Source organism: Micromonospora haikouensis (assembly GCF_000876225.1).
In the GTDB taxonomy this organism is placed as follows: domain Bacteria; phylum Actinomycetota; class Actinomycetes; order Mycobacteriales; family Micromonosporaceae; genus Micromonospora; species Micromonospora haikouensis.
The window spans coordinates 1830182-1847967 of sequence record NZ_JXSX01000001.1; the positions used below are offsets into that span (position 1 = coordinate 1830182).

Genomic DNA, 17786 nt, shown 5'->3' on the forward strand with positions numbered 1-17786 from the left:
CCGCCCGGTGACGGCCCTGCCGTCACCCGAGCTCCCCCGTGTGATCGTCCGCGGGCTGAGCCCGGTCTGCGCCGACCGCGACCGAGAATCCACGAGGAGTGCCCCATGCTGACCATGACCGACAACGCCGTGCTGGTGATCCGCGACCTGGCCGCCCAGGAGGACGTCGCCGAGGGCGGTGGCCTGCGCATCGCCGCCGACACCGACGCGGGCTCGCTCACGATCGAACTGGTGCCCGAGCCCGTCCAGGGCGACCAGGTGGTCGACCACCAGGGCGCCCGGATCTTCCTCGACTCCGACGCCGCCGACCTGCTCACCGACACCTCGGTCGACGCCACCGTCGACGACGAGGGGGTCGTGCAGTTCGGCTTCACCGAGAAATAGCCGGCCCCTCGCCGCGCCGGCCCGCCGCGCGCGCGGGCCGTACGGTGGGGCGGCGTTCGCCGCCGTGCCGGAGCTGGTGCAGCACGTGGGCCAGGTGGTGCGAGGTGCTCCAGGCCGCCCAGTTCGTCGTCGAGCCGGCCCCGGCCACCCGCCGGGCCCGACGCAGGATCTCGTGGTCACCCCACGAGAAGGCCGCCCCGGCCGCCGGCCAGTGCGCCGCCGACACCAGCGTCCGGCACAGGTCGGCCACCCGCTCGTCGCCCCGGCCGCCCCGCCGCGACCAGCGGTAGAGCCACCACTCCCGGTCGGTGGTGTAGCGGACCGTGGGCAGGCGGTCGGAGAGCGGCTCGCCGCCGGGCACCGCGCAGCCGACCGCGTAGTCGCCGTACCGGACGCCGAGGTCGGCCAGCCGACGCCAGAGCAGCCAGTCCCAGCGTTCCAGGCGGACCGGCTCGTCGGTGGGGAACCCGGACCCGGTCGGCGGCAGCCCACCGGCCGCCACCGTCACCGACCGCCAGGCGTGCCGCCGCGCCCAGTCCACCAGTCGTCGGACGCGCGGCTCGGCCAGCCGGACGTCCGCCGGGCAGCAGACGTCCCCGGCGTCTACGAGGAGTTCGCACTGCTCGGGCACGAGCCGGGTGATCCGCCAGATCCGTTCCACCGAGGCCGTCGCGGCGTCCGGACCATACCGGTCGCTGCGGGCCCGCAGCCGCACCACCAACCGCCCGGCGTACGCCCGGGCCGCCACGCCGTGCGCGGCCAGCCGCGCGTCGCTGTCCGCGAGCCCGGCCACCGGCACCAGCGGTACGTTCCACCGGGCCAGCTCGGCGTCGGGCCCGTCGGGCAGGGCGGTGACGTCGACCGCCGGCAGCAGCCCGGGCGGGAGCCGGGTGAACGCCTCCGCGAGGGCGCGGTCCAGGATGGACACGTCGAGGACCGGGGCGATCAGGGCGGCCGTGGCGCTGTCGAGGTGGCGGAGCGCCTCCAGTTCGCCGCGGTGGCAGGCGAGGATGGGATGGTAGACCGGTTCCGCCGCCCGGCTCCCGTGGGCGGGCACCATACTTCAATGTAGCGACACATCGGCGCTCGTCACAGGGCCTGCGGCAAATGCCGGGCGTCCGGCCAGGGGCGATCGTACGATCCCCGGATGCCCGACGCGCCCTTTCGCTACCGATCGTCCGAAGAAGACAGCGCCCGCTGGGCCGGATTCCCGTTCCGCGACGGCGACATCGTCATCAGCACCCGGTCCAAGAGCGGCACCACCTGGATGCAGATGATCTGCGCCCTGCTGGTGTTCGGCACGCCCGACCTGCCGGCCCCGCTGTCGCACCTCTCGCCCTGGCTGGACTGGCTGGCCGAACCCCGCGACGAGGTGTACGCCCGGCTCGCCGCCCAGCGGCACCGCCGGTTCGTCAAGACCCACACCCCGCTCGACGGGGTGCCCCTGGACGACCGGGCGCACTACGTGGTGGTGGCCCGGCACCCGCTGGACATGGCGGTCTCGCTCTGGCACCAGAGCGGCAACCTCGACCGGGCGCGGCTGGCGGAGCTGACCGGCCGGCCCGCCCCGGCGGGGCCGCCCGCCCCGCGTACCCCGTTGGTGGAGTCGTTGCGACGGTGGGTGGACCGCGAGGTCGACCCGCGCGCGGAGCTGGACTCGCTCCAGGGGGTGTTGTGGCACCTGGGCGACGCCTGGGGGCGTCGCGACCGGCCCAACGTGACCCTCGTGCACTACGACGACCTGGTGGCCGACCTGGCGGGGCGGATGCGCGCCCTGGCCGGGCGGCTCGGCGTCGAGGTGGCGCAGCCGCGCTGGCCGGAGCTGGTCGAGGCGGCCACCTTCGACCGGATGCGCGAGCGGGCGGACCTGCTGGTCCCGGATCCGGCGGGGGTGCTGAAGGACCGGAACGCCTTCTTCCGGCGGGGCCGTTCGGGGCAGGGCCGGGAACTGCTGGACGCGGCGACGCTGGCCCGCTACCGGGCGCGGACCGCCGCCCTCGCCCCACCGGACCTGCTGGCCTGGCTGCACCGCGACCGCTGACGCGCGCCGGCTGGCCGCGCGGGCGGCCCGAGTCCGTGATCGGACGGCGCTCGGTGGCCGGCTCCGGACAGGAGCGCACGGCGCCGCCGCGACCCGGGGGTCGTAACGTCGCCGCGCTCCGGCCGTCTCCCACCACCGCAGCCGTACGGCGGTACGCCGGCGGGGACCTGGCTCGACCGAACGGGTGCGTCGGTCGAGACCTCGATGCCCGGTCCGGGCGGGTCCAAACCTCGGATCAGTGGGAAATTCCACCATCCGTCGTTCCCGGCGTGACGCGGGGCGGGACCGGGTATGTGCGGGCCATGGAGCATTTCACGATCGCGACCGTCGCCGAGAAGAGCCCGGATTTCCGGCGGGTGCTGTGGACCGGTGAGCACACCCAACTGGTGATCATGACGATCCCGCCGGGCGGCGAGATCGGCGAGGAGGTCCACGAGGGCATCGACCAGATCCTCACCTTCGTCAGCGGCACGGGCGAGGCCCGCGTCGCCGGGGAGAAGAAGGAGGTCGCCCAGGGCGACCTCGTGGTGGTGCCGGCCGGCACGAAGCACAACTTCGTCAACACCGGCCCCAACCCGCTGGTGCTCTACACCGTCTACGGGCCGCCCGAGCACGCCGACCAGGCCGTCCACCACACCAAGGAGGAGGCCGACGCGGCGGAGGCGGCCGGCGAGGACGAGCCGCCCACCTCCTGAGCCGACGGCCGGGGCCCGGCCCGCCCGCGCGCCGGGCCGGCCCCGCCGCCCGGTCCGCGCCGTACTGCCTGACCGGTCCGCCGCCCGGGTCGGGTCCCGCTGCCTGATCCGGGCCGGCGCGGGTACCCCGGCCGGGTGGAACAGCCGCCCATCTCCGACTACGCGTTCCTGTCCGACTGCCGCTCCGGCGCGCTGGTGGGCCGGGACGGCTCGGTCGACTGGTGGTGCCCGGACCGGTTCGACGGGTCCGCCGTCCTCGCCCGGGTGCTGGACCCGGCGGCCGGGCACTGGCGGCTCGCCCCGCTCGCGCCGTCGCGGGTCGAGCGGGCGTACCGGCCGGACACGCTGGTGCTGCGCACCGTCCACCACACCCCCTCCGGCAGCGTCGCGGTCACCGACGCGCTCGCCGCCGAGGCCGGCGCGCGCGGCCACGAGCTGGGCATGAACTCCCCGGCCGTGCTGCTGCGGGTCGTCGAGGGGCTCACCGGCCGGGTCCGGATGGGCCTGGACCTCGCGCCCCGGCCGGAGCACGGCCTGCTCACGCCGTATCTGCACGAGCAGGCCGACGGCAGCGTGCTGGCCGCCGCCGGCCCGGCGGTGCTGGTGCTGGCCGGGACCGGGCCCGCCCTGCGCGCGGACCGCGACCGGGTCCGGCAGGAGTTCGCGGTCGCGGCCGGTGAGACCGTCGGCTTCACCCTCGCGTACGCCCCGGCGTACGGCGACCCGCCGGTGCGCCTCGACCCGGTCGCCGCGCTCACCGACACGACCCGGGCGTGGCAGGCGTTCCGCGAGTCCCACCACTACGAGGGCGAGTACGTCCCGCAGGTGCGGCACAGCGCGGTGGTGCTCACCGGCCTCACGTACGCCCGCAGCGGCGCGGTCGCCGCGGCCCTGACCACCTCGCTGCCGGAACGCCTCGGCGGCGACCGCAACTACGACTACCGGTTCTCCTGGCTGCGCGACTTCGCGGCGACGATGCGCGCCCTGTGGGTGGCGGCCTGCCCGGAGGAGGCGTCGCGCCTGTTCGCCTGGGCGGCCCGCTCGATCGGCCGCATCGGCGACGCGCCGGTGCCCGTGCTGTTCGGGCTGGAGGGGGAGCGGGACCTCTCCGAGCACGACTGCCTCCACCTGCGGGGATACGCCGACAGCCGGCCCGTCCGCCTCGGCAACGACGCCTGGCGGCAGCGGCAGCTCGACGTGCCCGGCGAGGTGATCTCGGCGGTCTGGCGGCTGCACGAGCAGCTCGGCGACACTCTCGCCGACGAGCTGGCGGAGATGGTGGTCGGCCTCGCCGACCAGGTGGCCGTGACGTGGCGGCTGCCGGACCGGGGGATGTGGGAGACCCGGGACGCCGACCGGCACTACCTGTCGTCCAAGGTGCTCTGCTGGGTGGCGCTGAACCGGGCGGTGGCGCTGGCCCCGCAGCTCGGCGGGCGGGCCGACCCGCGCCGCTGGGCGGCGACCCGCGACGAGATCCGCGCAACCGTGCTCCGGGAGGGCTGGAACGAGCGGGTCGGCGCGTACACGGGGGCCTTCGGCTCGCCGGAGCTGGACGCCTCGGCGCTGCTGCTGCCCCTGGTGCGCTTCGCCGACGCGACCGATCCCCGGATGCGCGCGACCATCGAGGCGGTCGAGCGCGAGCTGGGCGCCGGCAACGGCCTGGTGCGGCGCTGGTCCACCGACCCCGCCGGCTTCCTGCTGTGCTCGTTCTGGCTGGTGGAGTGCCTGGTGCTGACCGGCGAGCGGGACCGGGCCCGGCGGCTGTTCGAGCAACTCCTCGGGCACGCCAACGACGTGGGGCTGCTGCCCGAGCAGATCGACCCGGGCACCGGCGCCCACCTGGGCAACACGCCGCAGGCGCTGTCGCACATCGGGCTGGTCAACGCCGCGTGGCGGCTGACCGACCCGACCACGAGCTGACCCGGCCCGCTGCGCCCGGCCGGTCAGGCCACGACCGGGGCCGCCGAGACGTCCACCGTCTCCGGATACTTCAGCCCGGCGCCGGTGTTGAGCACCACCACCCGCTCGCCGGCCCGGATCCAGCCGCCCTCGCGCAGGTGCCGGGCGGCGGTCAGGCAGGCCGCCCCCTCCGGGCAGAGCAGCAGCCCCTCGTCCGCGCCGAAGTGCCGCAGGTCGGCCAGGAGTTCCGCGTCGTCCACCGCGATCGCGGTGCCGGCGCTGGCCCGCAGCGCGGCCAGGATCAGCTCGTCGCCGAGCGGCGCCGGCACGGTGATCCCGTACGCGACGGTGCGCGCGTCGGCCCACGGCCGTGCCCGGTCCTCCCCGGCGGCGAAGGCGCGCACGATCGGCGCGCAGCCGGTCGACTGCACGGCGACCAGCCGGGGCGGCCGGTCGGTGATCCAGCCCAGCCCGTGCAGCTCCTGCATCGCCTTGTGGATGCCGATCAGCCCCACCCCGCCGCCCGTCGGGTAGACGATCACGTCGGGCACCTGCCAGCCGAGCTGCTCGACGATCTCGTACCCCATGGTCTTCTTGCCCTCCAGCCGGTAGGGCTCGCGCAGCGTGCCGGCGTCGAAGACCGCGCCGCCGGCCGCCGCCACGAGCGCGGCCACGTGCCGGCCGGCGTCGCTGATCAGCCCGTCGACCAGGCGCAGGTCGCCCCCGGCGGCCAGCACCTCCCGCCGGCAGATGGCCGGCGCGTCCAGCGGCATCACGATGGTCGACGCGAGGCCGGCGCGGGCCGCGTACGTCGCCCAGGCCGCGCCCGCGTTGCCGTTGGTGGGCATGGCGATCCGCCGTACGCCCAGTTCCCGGGCCCGGCTCACGCCGACCGCGGCGCCCCGCGCCTTGAACGACCCCGTCGGGGTGAGCCCCTCGTCCTTGACGATCAGGTCGGGGATGCCGATCCGGGCCCCGTACGCCGGGGCGCGCAGCAGCGGCGTCCAGCCCTCGCCCAGCGTGGTGACGTGCCGGGGGTCGGCCACGGGCAGCAGCTCCCGGTAGCGCCACAGGTCGGCCGGGCGCAGCGCGAACCGCTCCGGGGTGACCGCGGCGGCCACGGCCGCGAGGTCGTAGCGGGCCAGCAGGGGCGAGCCGCAGGCGCACAGGTTCTGCGGCTCCGTGGTTGGGTACGCCCGCCCGCAGCGCGGGCACTCCAGGTGCGTCAGGTACACGGTGCGTTCTCCCGCCCTCGGCTCGGAGCTGTCAGGTCGCGTCGATGCTGGCGGCGGTGGTCGCGTCGATGCTCAGCCAGCGCCGGCTGCGCCGCCCCGGCTCGTACGCCGAGTCCAGCCGCTTGGCCACGACCCCGGGCAGCCCCTGCTCGCGGGCCGCCCGCAGGGCCTCGACCCCGGTGCCCGGGAACCATGGCGGGGTCTGCCAGTGCGCGCCGGCCAGGGCCAGGCCGTCGAGCAGCTCGCGGCGGCGCGCGTACGGCAGGTCGGCGCTCGGCGCGCCCTCCAGCCAGAGCAGGTCGAACAGCAGGTACTGCCCCGCCGGGTCGGAGCGCCGGCCGCCGCCGGGTCGGGCCGGCCGCACCCGGCCGCGCCGGTCGATGTCGACCAGCACGCCGTCGAGGACCGCCTCCGTCGGTGCCAGCTCCTCGGCCAGCTCCCGCAGCCACGGGTACGCCCCGGTGACGTCCCCGCCCGAGTCGTCGCTCAGCCGCAGCCGGCCGCCGGAGACGTACGCCGTCGCCCGGACGCCGTCCCAGCGGGGCTCGTACCCCCAGTCGGCGGCGTCGCGCGGGAGCCCGGCGGCCCGGGTGGGGCGCATGGGGCGGACCAGCTCCGGCATGCTGCTCCAGCCCGGCGGCGCGGGATCGGTGCGGCGGACCAGCCAGTCCCGCCCGCCCGTGGCGAACAGCACGTACCGGCCGCTGGTGCGCCGCCCGTCGAGCACCACGACCACCTCGTCGTCGCGCCACTTCTCGCTGCGGTACGTCCCGGCGTCGTGGATGATCATCTTCCCGCCGCCGTACTCGCCGGCCGGGATCTCGCCGTGGAAGTCGAGGTATTCCATCGGGTGGTCCTCGGTGTGCACGGCCAGGTGGCTGTGGCCCGGCTCCCGGGGCAGCCCGCGCGGCACCGCCCAGGAGGCGAGCACGCCCTCGTGCTCCAGCCGCAGGTCCCAGTGCAGCCGGCGGGCGTGGTGCTGCTGGATCACGAACCGGGCCCGCCGCCCGTCGCCGGCACCCCGGCGGCGGCGCGGGGGACGCTGCGGCACCGGCTCGGGGGTCCGCTGCGCGTCCCGCCGGCGGCGGTACTCCTCCAGGCGGTCGGCCACCCCCGCATTCTCCGTCGAACCGGACGGGCGCGCAGGCCGGTGTGCGGTTGCGCCGGTCGTCGCGGTGCCGGTGCGCCGGTCGTCGCGGTGCGGTGTGCCGGTCGTCCGTGGGCGGCATGGCCGGCCCGATCAGGGGTAGGACAGCGGCCATGGACACCCTCGACCAGCCCACCGTTCTGCTTCCCGGCGACGTGCGGATGCCGCTGCTCGGCTTCGGCACCTGGCAGGCCACCGGCGAGGCCGGGCACGCGGCGGTGCTCGCGGCCCTCGACGCCGGCTACCGGCACGTCGACACCGCCACCATGTACGGCAACGAGGCGGAGGTGGGCCGGGCGGTCCGCGACAGCGGCCTGCGCCGGGAGGACGTCTTCGTCACCACGAAGCTGCCGCCCGACCGGGTGGGTCGGGAGCGCGAGACGATCGAGGCCAGCCTGCGCGCCCTGGGCCTCGACCACGTCGACCTCTGGCTGATCCACTGGCCGCCGTCGGCGGCGTCGGACAGCATCCCGGTGTGGCGGGAACTGCTCGCCGCGCGGGACGAGGGCCTGACCCGCGCCGTCGGGGTGAGCAACTACGGCACCGCGCAGCTCGACGAGCTGATCCAGGCCACCGGGGAGGTCCCGGCGGTCAACCAGATCCGCTGGGGTCCCGCGCTGTACGACCGGCGGCGGCACGCCGAGCACCGGGACCGGGGCGTGGTGCTGGAGGGGTACAGCCCGTTCAAGACCACAGACCTGTCCGACCCGGTGCTGACCCGGATCGCCGCCGCGCACGACGTGTCGCCGGCCCAGGTGGTGCTGCGCTGGCACGTCGACCACGGGATCGTGGTGATCCCGAAGTCGGTCACCCCGGAGCGGATCCGCACCAACGCCGACATCTGGGGCTTTTCGCTGACCGCCGAGGAGATGCGCGACATCGACGCCCTCGGCGGCTGACGTCCACCCGGGGGCGGGCCCGACCCACGGCGCGGGGGCGGCCCGAGACCGGGCCGCCCCCGTCGTGCGGTGGCTGGTCAGGAGCGGGTGCAGGTCATGCCGTTGAGGGTGAAGCTGCTCGGCGACGAGTACGCGCCGCTCAGCGTGCCCTGGTAGCCGAAGGTGGCCGTGCCGCCCGGGGCGAGGGTGCCGTTGTGGCTGATGTTGCGGGCCGTCACGGCCGAGCCGCTCTGGGACACGGTGGCGTTCCACGAGCCGGTGATCTGCTGCCCGCCCGGCAGGTTGTAGTTGAGCGTCCAGCCGTTGAGCGTCGCCGTGCCCGTGTTGGTGATCTGCACGTCGGCGGTGAAGCCGTTGTTCCACGAGTTGGCCGTGTACTTCACCGCGCAGGCGCCGGTGCCCGGGGGCGGGGTCGGGTTGGTGGTGGGCGGGGTGCCGCCGGTGTTGACGCTCTGCGAGAAGTTCGTCACGGCCAGCCCGGCGCCGCCCTGCCAGGGCTCGAAGCCGGCCTGGATGCTGGTCAGGTACCAGGAGTTGGTGATCGCCCCGCGGTTGCGGGTGTCGTTGATGAAGTGCAGCACGTCGAAGCTCAGGCTGGGGATCGCCGACGACGCGACGTAGGAGATCACGTTGTTGCCGCCGTTGTTGCCGCGCCAGACCTCCCAGTTGCGACCGGCGATGTTGGCGTTGCCCACCGGGGAGCCGATCGGCTGGATCGGGCCCTGCCGGTTGAGCCAGATCATGATCTCCATCTGGTTCACCCCGTCCCGCTTGGGGCTCGGGTCGAGCCAGATGTCGTACGAGGCGTTGTAGATGGCCCCGCTGACGTAGCGGTAGTTGATGCTGCTGGGGGCGCTGCTGATCTGGCTGACCTGCACCGGCAGGTTGGTCCCCGGCGAGCAGTTCGTGTAGTGGCAGCCGACGAAGATCGACGGGTACGCGGTCGGCGCGCCGTTGGTCGGGCTGCTGCCGTTGAGGGTGGTGATCTCGAAGCCCGTGCTGGTGGCGTTGATGCACTGCTGGGCGGTGGTGCCCCAGCGGTTGTTCTGCACGACGTACTTGCCGCCGATGACCGTCGAGCCGAACTGCTCGCAGATCTGGGTGTCGGCGGAGGCGGTGCCGCCGACGGCGACGGCGACGATCGAGGCGGCCGCGAGGAGGCCGGCGGCCGCGAGTGCGCGGAGTGGACGCTTCATGATGCTCCTTGCTGCGACGGCGAAACGCTCGGGACGGGTCGGGGGTGCGGTGCGGTCTGGAGGTGGGCGCGGGAGCGCTCCCACGCTCCGCCGACACATTTACATGTTTGAAACCGTTGCGCAAATGAAACGGTTAAGCTAGCGGAGGATCGCCGTTCGGCCCGTCGAACGGCGGCCACGAATCCCCGGCCAGCAGTGGGCGCCCCGCGCCCACCCGCGCGGCCGCCTCGACCAGCGCGGCGGCCATCCGCGCCCGGGTCTGCGGCCCCAGCCGCGCGACCGGCGCGCAGAGCGCGATCGCCTCCGTCGCCGGCTGCCGCAGCGGCACCGCCACCGCGACCGCTCCCAGCCCCGGGTCGCACTCCTGCGCCTCCGCCGCCCAGCCCCGCTCGCGCACCGCCGCCAGCTCGGCGCGCAGCCACGCCGGCCCCGTCGCCGTACTCGCCGTCCGGGCCGGCAGCGGCCAGCTCAGTAGCCGGTCCACCGCGTCGTCCGGCCGCTGCGCGAGCAGCGCCCGGCCCGCCGCCGTGGCGTGCGCCGGCAGTCGGCAGCCGATCGGGTGGTACGCGCGCAGCGCGTGCGGCGACTCCCGCCGGGCCAGCAGCACCACCGACCCGCCGTCGAGCCGGAACAGCTGCGCGGTCTCGCCGAACCGGGCCGTCAGCCGGTCGAGCACGCCGCCCAGCAGGCCCGTCGCGCCGTCGCGCCCCAGGTACGCCGCGCCGACCTCCAGGGCCCGCAGGCCGAGCGCGAACCGGCCGCCGCCGTCGTCCGTCTCCACCCAGCCCCGCGACAGCAGGGTGCGCAGGAGCGCGTGCAGGCTGCTCTTGGGGATGCCGAGCGTCCGGCTCAGCTCGCCCAGCGGGCGCGGGCCGCCGGCCGCCGCCAGCGCCTCCAGCACGTCCAGCGCGCGACCGGCCGACTTCACCGCCCGGTGCGCGTCGTCCGCCGTCACCCCCAACACTTTAGTGGTCGTCGATGGATCGGCGTACCGACGGAACGGCGTTCACCTCGCGGAACAACTTTTTCGCCCAGCCGGCCGGTCCGTGGGCCGTCCCCCGGCAATCGACGCAACCCGTCGAGGGTCGACCCGCCCGAGACGAACGGCCCTGGCGTGCGTCGATCGCACCGAGTAGTGTCTTGCCTCCAACGCGTGCCGCTACCCCCCGGAGGCGTACACCACGATGGGTGGCTCCCCCCTGCGCATCCTCGTCGTCGGTGCGGGCATCGCCGGTCTGGCCGTGGCCCGGGCACTGCGGAGGGTGGGCCTCCGGCCCGACGTCACCGAGCGCCTGCCGGCCTCGGCCCTCGTCGACACCGGTCTCTACCTGCCCGGCAACGCGGCCCGCGCCCTGCGCGGGCTCGACCTCGACGGCCCCGTGCGTCCCCTCGGGCAGATCATCCGCCGGCAGTGCTTCCTCGACGCCGCCGGCGACCCGCTCTGCGAGGTCGACCTGGGCTCGCTCTGGGCGGACGTCGGCGAATGCCGCGCGCTGCCCTGGTCGGAGCTGCACCGGGTGCTGCTCACCGGGGCTGGCGGCGAGGTCCGCCACGGCGTCGAGGTGCGGGAGGTCGAGCCGCTGCCGGCCGCCGTCGGCATCACCTTCGCCGACGGCACCACCGCCGAGTACGACCTGGTGATCGGCGCCGACGGCCCCCGCTCGACCGTGCGCGCCCTCGCCGCGCTCGGCGGTGCGCCCCGCCCGGCCGGGCACGTCGTCTACCGCGGCGTCGTCCGGGGTGGCCCGCGCGTCGACGAGTGGACCGCCCTGCTCGGCCAGCAGGCCGGCTTCCTCGTCGTGCCGCTCGGGGCCGGCCGGCTCTACTGCTACGCCGACGAGGTGGGCACCGTAGCCCCCGCCGACCCCATCACGCGGCTGACCGAGCTGTTCGGCGCGTACGCCGGCCCGGTGCCCGAGGTGCTCGACGCCCTGGAGCAGGTGCACGTCGGCATCACCGAGGAGGTCGAGCTGGGCCGGTGGTCCCGGGGGCGGGTGCTGCTCGTCGGCGACGCCGCGCACGCCACCGCGCCCACCCTGTCGCAGGGCACCGCCATGGCCCTGGAGGACGCCGTGGTGCTGGCCGAGTCGCTGACCACCACCGACACGGTCGAGGAGGCGCTGGTCGCGTACGAGAGCCGCCGTCGGCCGCGTACCCAGTGGGTGCGGGACCGGACCCGGGACCGCAACCGCACCCGCGACGTGCCGCCGGCCCTGCGCGACCCGTTCCTGCGCCGGCGCGGGGCGGAGATCTTCGGCGCGCACTACGGGTTGCTGGTCAAGCCGGTGTGAGCGGGGTCGTCGGTCGCCCCGGCGGGTGGGGCGGTCGGTCGCGCCCGCGTGTTCGCCGCCCGCCGCATCTGCCCTGACGCCGACGACGGGCGCGCGGGGCCGTCGGTCGCGCCGGCGCGAGCGCGCGCGAACGGGGCGTGATCGTAGCCGGCCACCCCACGCGGCACCCCCACCTGCCGGGGACTATCCTCCTTGCGGATGACGGCTCGCAGATAACCAGGGCGTGCCGAGCGGGACAACCCAGAACCGGAGGCCACTCGTGACCACCGTCGCACCCAAGCCGGTCGTGACCCGGCCCTGGCCGGTCCGAGAGCCGGTCAAGGGGTCGGCAATCGCGCGGCTGCTGCGCACCACGGACGCGAAGCAGATCGGGATCATGTACATGGTCACCGCGTTCGCGTTCTTCATGATCGGCGGCCTGATGGCGCTGATCATGCGGGCCGAGCTGGCCCGCCCGGGGCTGCAGTTCCTGTCGCCGGAGCAGTACAACCAGCTGTTCACGATGCACGGCACGATCATGCTGCTGTTCTTCGCGACGCCGATCGTGTTCGCCTTCGCGAACTACGTGGTGCCGCTGCAGATCGGCGCCCCGGACGTGTCGTTCCCCCGGCTGAACTCCTTCGCGTACTGGCTCTACCTGTTCGGCGGCACGATGGCGACCGCCGGCTTCATCACCCCGGGTGGCGCGGCCGACTTCGGCTGGACCGCGTACACCCCGCTGAGCACCGCCGAGCACTCGCCGGGCGTCGGCGCGAACATGTGGGTCGTCGGCCTGGCCATCTCCGGTCTGGGCACCATCCTCGGCGCGGTCAACCTGATCACCACGATCCTGACCCTGCGCGCCCCCGGCATGACGATGTTCCGGATGCCGATCTTCACCTGGAACATGCTGGTCACCAGCCTGCTGGCGATCCTGATCTTCCCGCTGCTGGCCGCCGCGCTCTTCGCGCTCGCCGCCGACCGGCTGCTCGGCGCGCACGTCTACGACCCGGCCACCGGCGGCCCGATGCTGTGGCAGCACCTCTTCTGGTTCTTCGGCCACCCCGAGGTGTACATCATCGCGCTGCCGTTCTTCGGCATCATCACCGAGGTCATCCCGGTCTTCTCCCGCAAGCCGATCTTCGGCTACAAGGGGCTGGTCGCCGCGACGATCGCCATCGCCGCCCTGTCGATGAGCGTCTGGGCGCACCACATGTTCTCCACCGGCCAGGTGCTGCTGCCGTTCTTCAGCTTCCTGAGCTACCTGATCGCCGTGCCGACCGGCATGAAGTTCTTCAACTGGATCGGCACCATGTGGCGGGGCCAGATCACCTTCGAGACGCCGATGCTCTTCGCCATCGGCTTCCTGGTGACCTTCCTCTTCGGTGGCCTCACCGGCGTGATCCTGGCCAGCCCGCCGCTGGACTTCCACGTGCACGACTCGTACTTCGTGGTGGCGCACTTCCACTACGTGCTCTTCGGCACGATCGTGTTCGCCGTCTTCGCCGGCATCTACTTCTGGTTCCCGAAGATGTTCGGCCGCATGCTCGACGAGCGCCTGGGCAAGATCCACTTCTGGCTGACCATGATCGGCTTCCACACCACGTTCCTGGTGCAGCACTGGCTGGGCAACGAGGGCATGCCCCGGCGGTACGTCGACTACGCGCCCCAGGACGGCTTCACCACGCTCAACATGATCTCCACGATCGGGGCGTTCATCACCGGCATCTCGACCCTGCCGTTCATCTGGAACTGCTGGAAGTCGTACAAGACCGGCCCGGTGGTCGAGGTCGACGACCCGTGGGGCCACGGCAACTCGCTGGAGTGGGCGACCACCTCGCCGCCCCCGCTGCGCAACTTCGACCGGATGCCCCGGATCCGCTCCGAGCGCCCCGCGTTCGACGCGAAGTTCCCCGAGCTGGCCGCCGGCCAGAGCCTCGCCGGCCCGCCGGAGGGCGGCTCCAAGCCGCTGACCAGCGAATCCGACAACGGGGCCAGCTACCAGGAGGACAAGGCGGGCAACCTCGACCAGCGCTGACCCGCCCGGTCAACTCGTACGACGGGCGCCGCACCCCCAGGGGTGCGGCGCCCGTCGCCGTCCGGGCCCTTCCACCCGACGCCAGGCGCTGCCCCGAACGCGCTGCCCCACCGCGGTGCCCCCACGGCCTGCCCCGCCGCGTGCCCTGCGGGCCGCGCACCCACCCACCCGCCACCCACCCACCCGCCTCCCGCCTCCCGCCACCCGTCTTCCGGGCGAGGGGCGAGCACCGGGCGCCCCCACTGCGGTGATCAAGAGGTTTGCGTCATCGTCGCGATCAACTTTGACGCTTTTCTCTTGATCACCGGGACGACTGGGCGGCGCGCGACGGGTGGAGCTCCAGCCGGGCGTGGCCCCGGCCAACCCGCCCCCGCCTGCCCCGTCCCGGGCCAGCTCTCGGGCCAGCCCGCTTGGGTCGCTCGCCATGTCGGCGACATGGCGGGGTTGGAGGGGGTGGGATACCGCTATGTCGCCGACATGGCGGGGCGATCAGGTGCGGGGCGGCGGTGCCGACTGGCCTTCGCGGCCCGCGACCCGGGGCGACCACCGACGGCCGGGGCCGACCGTGACCGGCGGAGGGATCAAGCCTGACCGCCCGGAGCCGGGCACGGTCGGCCCCGGCCCTCCACCGTGCACGCCGTGTCACCGTGCACGCCGTGTCACCGTGCCCAGCGGGTCAACCGGTGACGCCGGTGGCGGCGGAGGCCGGTGCAGCAGGAGCCGGTGACGCGGGGACCGGTTCGGCCGGAAGCGGCGGGATCGGGTCCGCCGCGGGAGCCGGGGCGGCCACCGTTGGAGTGGTCACGGCCGGAGTGGCCACGGTCGGGGTGGTGCGGCGGCGCAGTTCGGCGGGGAGCACGGCGGCGGCGACCAGCAGCCCGATCGCGCCGGTGACCACGAAGCCCCACGGCGGGGCGGAGGCGTCGATGACCGCGCCGGCCAGCGGCGCACCGAGGGCGATGCCGACCGTCACCGCCGAACCGTGCAGGCCCATCGCCTCGCCCCGCACGTCGGCGGGGACGAGCCGGCTGACCGTGTCGGCCGTCGCGGCGAGCGTCGGCGCGCAGAGCATCCCGGCCGGGACGAGGGCGAGGCAGAGCAGCCACCAGTGCGCCCCGCCGAGCCCGACGGGGATGGTGCACAGGCTGAGCACCGTGACCAGGGCCAGGGGCGAGACCGGGCGGCTGACCGCGCCGTACGCGAAGCCGCCGACCAGCGACGCGACCGCCCACGCGGCGAGCACCACCCCGGTCCAGCCGACCTCGCCGCCGGCACGCAGCACGGCGACCACCGCGACGTCGGTGCCCCCGAGCACCAGGGTCGTGGCGAGGCTCACGGCGAGGACGGCGACCAGCCTGCCGGTCAGCCACTCCCGGCGGGGCACCCGTCGCCGCTGCGTGGCGGGCTCGTCGGCGGCGCGGGTGGGCGGGTCGAGCAGCCAGAGGGTGACGCCGGCGGCGACGATGCCCGCGCCGACCGCGTAGAGGGTGACCTGGGCGGACACGGCGGTGGACATCGCCACGGCGAGGGCCGGGCCGACCATGAACGACAGCTCCACCGACATCGAGTCCAGCGCGTACGCCGGGCGGCGGTGCTCGGGCGGCGCGAGCGCGGCGATGGACTGCCGGATCACCGAGAAGATCGGCAGGGCGAGCAGGCCGGCGACGAACGCCGCCGGCAGCAGCACCGGGTACGGCAGCGTCGGCGCGGTGGACCAGAAGATCGCCTCGGCGACGGTGGTCAGCACGAGCACCGGCCGTAGGCCGCGCCGGTCGACGAGCCGGCCGAGCAGCGGGCCGCCGAGCGCCGCGCCGACGGTCATCGCCGCACCGACCAGGCCGGCCGCGCCGTAGCCCCGGCCGAGGTCGAGCACCACGTGGAAGGTGATGGTCACCCCGGTCGCGGTGAGCGGGACGCGGGCGAGCACGGACACCAGCAGCAGCGACCGGAGGCCGGGCAGGGCGAGCGCCTGCCGGTAGGGCGACATGTTCACGACGGTGGGACACCTCCGCCCGACATCCTCGACCGGGGGTGTGACACCCGCCAGTGGTTTACCCGCTCAGGTGGCCGTGATCACCGGCGTGCCGGTCATCGCCACCCCGGCGCCGTCCATCGCCCGCAGGGCGACGTCCAGGGTCTCGGGTGCCACGGCGGCGGTGAGGTCGAGCAGCACGGTGGTGGCGAACCCCTCCCGGGCGGCGTCCAGGGCGGTGGCCCGGACGCAGTGGTCGGTGGCGACCCCGACCACGTCGACCCGGTCGACCCCGCGGGCGCGCAGCCAGTCGGCGAGGCGCTCGCCGTCTGCGGCGTGCCCCTCGAATCCGGAGTATGCCGCCGCGTGCTCGCCCTTGTGGAAGATCGCCTCGATCCGGTCGGTGGCCAGCTCGGGGTGGAACTCCGAGCCGGGCGTGCCGACGACGCAGTGCGCGGGCCAGGAGTCGATGTAGTCGGGCGGGTTGCCGAAGTGCGCGCCCGGGTCCACGTGGTAGTCCTTCGTCGCCACCACGTGGTCCCAGCGGTCGGGCTCGGCGGCCAGCAGCCGGGAGATCCCCGCGGCGACGCCGGCGCCCCCGGCCACCGCGAGGGAGCCGCCCTCGCAGAAGTCGTTCTGCACGTCGACGATGATCAGCGCGTTCGCCATGCCAGGGGTGCTCCTTCGCTAATAGATCGGTGGCGGGCGGGGCGGTCAGCCGGCGGGGACGACGGTCACCGGGACCGCCGGGTCACCGGCGGAGAGCTTGAGGCCCTCCCAGGGAATCGAGATGAGGCACTGCCGCAGGTGTTCCCGCGACTCGTCCAGCGTGGGCGGCTCGACCGGCTCGCCGCCGGCCACGTACGTCCGCTGCAGGAGCCGGTCGTGCGGCTGCCGGTCGGGCACGCCCTGCGGCACGATGACCTCCTCGGTCGCCGTGCCGGTGGGCTTGTGCCGGCGTACCGCGACCTTCCGGCCGCCGATGGTGGCCTTGTGCTCGGAGCGCTTGACCACCGGCCGCCCGGCCACCTCGACCAGCTTGTAGACCAGCCCGGCGGTGGGCGCGCCGGAGCCGGTGACGACGGCCGTGCCCGCCCCGTACATGTCGACGGGCTCGGCGGCGAGCGCGGCGATGGCGTACTCGTCGAGGTCGCCGGAGACGATGATCTTCGTCTCGGTGGCGCCGAGCGAGTCGAGCAGCTCGCGGGACTGCTGGGCGATCACCGCGAGGTCGCCGGAGTCGATCCGGACGGCCCGCAGCTCGGGCCCGGCCACGGCGATGGCGTTGCGGATGCCCTGGCTGATGTCGTACGTGTCGACCAGCAGCGTGGTGTCCTTGCCCAGCGTGGCGACCTGCGAGGCGAACGCGGCCCGCTCGTCGTCGTGCAGCAGGGTGAACGCGTGCGCGGCGGTGCCGGCGGTCGGGATGCCGTAGCGCTGGCCGGCGGCCAGGTTGGAGGTGAACCGGAACCCGGCGAGGTACGCGGCCCGCGCCGCGGCGACGGCCGCCTCCTCGTGGGCCCGCCGGGAGCCCATCTCGATCAGCGCGCGGCCCCGCGCGGCGGTGACCATCCGGGCGGCGGCCGCGGCGACCGCGCAGTCGTAGTTGAGCACCGACAGCACCAGCGTCTCCAGCACGACGCACTCGGCGAAGCCGCCGGAGACGGTGAGGATCGGCGAGCCGGGGAAGAACAGCTCGCCCTCGGCGTATCCGTCGATGTCGCCGGTGAAGCGGTAACGGGCCAGCCAGTCGGCGCCGGTGTCGTCGACGACGCCGGTGCGGCGCAGGAAGTCGACCTCGTCGGCGGAGAAGCGGAAGTCGCGGATCATGTCGATCAGCCGGGCGGTGCCTGCCACCACTCCGTAGCGGCGGCCGGTGGGCAGCCGACGGCTGAAGACCTCGAAGACGCACGGGCGGTCGGCGGTGCCGTCGGCCAGGGCGGCGCTGACCATGGTCAGCTCGTAGTGGTCGGTCAGCAGCGCGGGGCGAAAGGTGCTCACCTGCCCAGC

At 74.6% G+C, this 17786-nt stretch carries 15 protein-coding genes; 7 read left to right on the plus strand and 8 right to left on the minus strand.

What is annotated here, in order from left to right; all coding sequences use genetic code 11:
* Nucleotides 1-105: 105 nt before the first annotated feature.
* Complete coding sequence (locus tag TK50_RS08060; protein WP_043962158.1) at nucleotides 106-384, plus strand: HesB/IscA family protein; 279 nt, start codon at nucleotides 106-108, stop codon at nucleotides 382-384.
* Here TK50_RS08060 and TK50_RS08065 read toward each other — a convergent pair.
* Nucleotides 371-1444, minus strand: a complete 1074-nt coding sequence (locus TK50_RS08065) for a beta family protein (RefSeq protein WP_199485982.1) — start codon at nucleotides 1442-1444, stop codon at nucleotides 371-373. The genes TK50_RS08060 and TK50_RS08065 overlap by 14 nt on opposite strands.
* 87 nt (nucleotides 1445-1531) lie before the next feature.
* On the opposite strand from TK50_RS08065, the gene TK50_RS08070 reads away from it, so the two are divergent.
* The 3 genes from TK50_RS08070 (at nucleotide 1532) to TK50_RS08080 (ending at nucleotide 5040) form a co-directional block, all read left to right on the plus strand.
* Nucleotides 1532-2425: a sulfotransferase domain-containing protein gene (locus tag TK50_RS08070; RefSeq protein ID WP_043962159.1), complete on the plus strand. Its 894-nt coding sequence runs from the start codon at nucleotides 1532-1534 to the stop codon at nucleotides 2423-2425.
* A gap of 302 nt (nucleotides 2426-2727) precedes the next feature.
* Complete coding sequence (locus tag TK50_RS08075) at nucleotides 2728-3120, plus strand: cupin domain-containing protein (RefSeq protein WP_007075021.1); 393 nt, start codon at nucleotides 2728-2730, stop codon at nucleotides 3118-3120.
* A gap of 135 nt (nucleotides 3121-3255) precedes the next feature.
* Complete coding sequence (locus TK50_RS08080) at nucleotides 3256-5040, plus strand: glycoside hydrolase family 15 protein (RefSeq protein ID WP_043962160.1); 1785 nt, start codon at nucleotides 3256-3258, stop codon at nucleotides 5038-5040.
* Between the two features lie 23 nt (nucleotides 5041-5063).
* On the opposite strand, the gene TK50_RS08085 is transcribed toward TK50_RS08080, so the two are convergent.
* Together TK50_RS08085 and TK50_RS08090 are read right to left on the minus strand one after the other, a co-directional pair.
* Nucleotides 5064-6254, minus strand: coding sequence for a threonine synthase (locus TK50_RS08085; protein WP_043962161.1), 1191 nt, complete (start codon nucleotides 6252-6254; stop codon nucleotides 5064-5066).
* 31 nt (nucleotides 6255-6285) lie between these two features.
* Complete coding sequence (locus TK50_RS08090; RefSeq protein WP_043962162.1) at nucleotides 6286-7365, minus strand: DNA polymerase ligase N-terminal domain-containing protein; 1080 nt, start codon at nucleotides 7363-7365, stop codon at nucleotides 6286-6288.
* A 149-nt stretch (nucleotides 7366-7514) separates the two neighbouring features.
* Between TK50_RS08090 and TK50_RS08095 the strand changes: the two genes are divergently transcribed.
* A complete protein-coding gene (locus TK50_RS08095; RefSeq protein WP_043962163.1) occupies nucleotides 7515-8300 on the plus strand; it encodes an aldo/keto reductase in 786 nt (261 codons plus the stop codon).
* A gap of 77 nt (nucleotides 8301-8377) precedes the next feature.
* Here the strand turns inward: TK50_RS08095 and TK50_RS08100 are convergent, their stop codons facing one another.
* Nucleotides 8378-9496 carry a glycoside hydrolase family 12 protein gene (locus tag TK50_RS08100; protein WP_043962164.1) on the minus strand — a complete coding sequence of 373 codons (1119 nt, stop codon included), beginning with the start codon at nucleotides 9494-9496 and terminating at the stop codon, nucleotides 8378-8380.
* A gap of 133 nt (nucleotides 9497-9629) precedes the next feature.
* Nucleotides 9630-10451 (minus strand): IclR family transcriptional regulator, encoded by an 822-nt coding sequence (locus TK50_RS08105; RefSeq protein ID WP_043962165.1) that lies wholly within the window; start codon nucleotides 10449-10451, stop codon nucleotides 9630-9632.
* 229 nt (nucleotides 10452-10680) lie between these two features.
* Between TK50_RS08105 and TK50_RS08110 the strand changes: the two genes are divergently transcribed.
* Nucleotides 10681-11787, plus strand: a complete 1107-nt coding sequence (locus TK50_RS08110; RefSeq protein ID WP_043962166.1) for an FAD-dependent monooxygenase — start codon at nucleotides 10681-10683, stop codon at nucleotides 11785-11787.
* Nucleotides 11788-12046: 259 nt separating this feature from the next.
* Nucleotides 12047-13804 (plus strand): aa3-type cytochrome oxidase subunit I, encoded by a 1758-nt coding sequence (ctaD, locus tag TK50_RS08115; RefSeq protein WP_043962167.1) that lies wholly within the window; start codon nucleotides 12047-12049, stop codon nucleotides 13802-13804.
* Nucleotides 13805-14480: 676 nt separating this feature from the next.
* Here ctaD and TK50_RS08120 read toward each other — a convergent pair.
* The 3 genes from TK50_RS08120 to TK50_RS08130 all read right to left on the minus strand — a co-directional run bounded on the left by TK50_RS08120 (nucleotide 14481) and on the right by TK50_RS08130 (nucleotide 17777).
* Nucleotides 14481-15791 carry an MFS transporter gene (locus TK50_RS08120; protein ID WP_082106214.1) on the minus strand — a complete coding sequence of 437 codons (1311 nt, stop codon included), beginning with the start codon at nucleotides 15789-15791 and terminating at the stop codon, nucleotides 14481-14483.
* Between the two features lie 72 nt (nucleotides 15792-15863).
* Entirely contained in the window at nucleotides 15864-16445 is a 582-nt protein-coding gene (locus TK50_RS08125) for an isochorismatase family protein (protein WP_043962168.1), read from the minus strand.
* A gap of 45 nt (nucleotides 16446-16490) precedes the next feature.
* The gene (locus tag TK50_RS08130) at nucleotides 16491-17777 is read right to left on the minus strand and encodes a nicotinate phosphoribosyltransferase (RefSeq protein ID WP_043962169.1); all 1287 of its coding nucleotides are present in this window, start codon (nucleotides 17775-17777) and stop codon (nucleotides 16491-16493) included.
* Between the last annotated feature and the right edge of the window lie 9 nt (nucleotides 17778-17786).

Bases quoted from the DNA above. Each gene is read 5' to 3' on its own strand.
- TK50_RS08060 (WP_043962158.1), top strand. From the start codon at position 106: ATGCTGACCATGACCGACAACGCCGTGCTGGTGATCCGCGACCTGGCC.
- TK50_RS08065 (WP_199485982.1), bottom strand. From the start codon at position 1,444: ATGGTGCCCGCCCACGGGAGCCGGGCGGCGGAACCGGTCTACCATCCC.
- TK50_RS08070 (WP_043962159.1), top strand. From the start codon at position 1,532: ATGCCCGACGCGCCCTTTCGCTACCGATCGTCCGAAGAAGACAGCGCC.
- TK50_RS08075 (WP_007075021.1), top strand. From the start codon at position 2,728: ATGGAGCATTTCACGATCGCGACCGTCGCCGAGAAGAGCCCGGATTTC.
- TK50_RS08095 (WP_043962163.1), top strand. From the start codon at position 7,515: ATGGACACCCTCGACCAGCCCACCGTTCTGCTTCCCGGCGACGTGCGG.
- TK50_RS08100 (WP_043962164.1), bottom strand. From the start codon at position 9,496: ATGAAGCGTCCACTCCGCGCACTCGCGGCCGCCGGCCTCCTCGCGGCC.
- TK50_RS08110 (WP_043962166.1), top strand. From the start codon at position 10,681: ATGGGTGGCTCCCCCCTGCGCATCCTCGTCGTCGGTGCGGGCATCGCC.
- TK50_RS08120 (WP_082106214.1), bottom strand. From the start codon at position 15,791: ATGTCGCCCTACCGGCAGGCGCTCGCCCTGCCCGGCCTCCGGTCGCTG.
- TK50_RS08125 (WP_043962168.1), bottom strand. From the start codon at position 16,445: ATGGCGAACGCGCTGATCATCGTCGACGTGCAGAACGACTTCTGCGAG.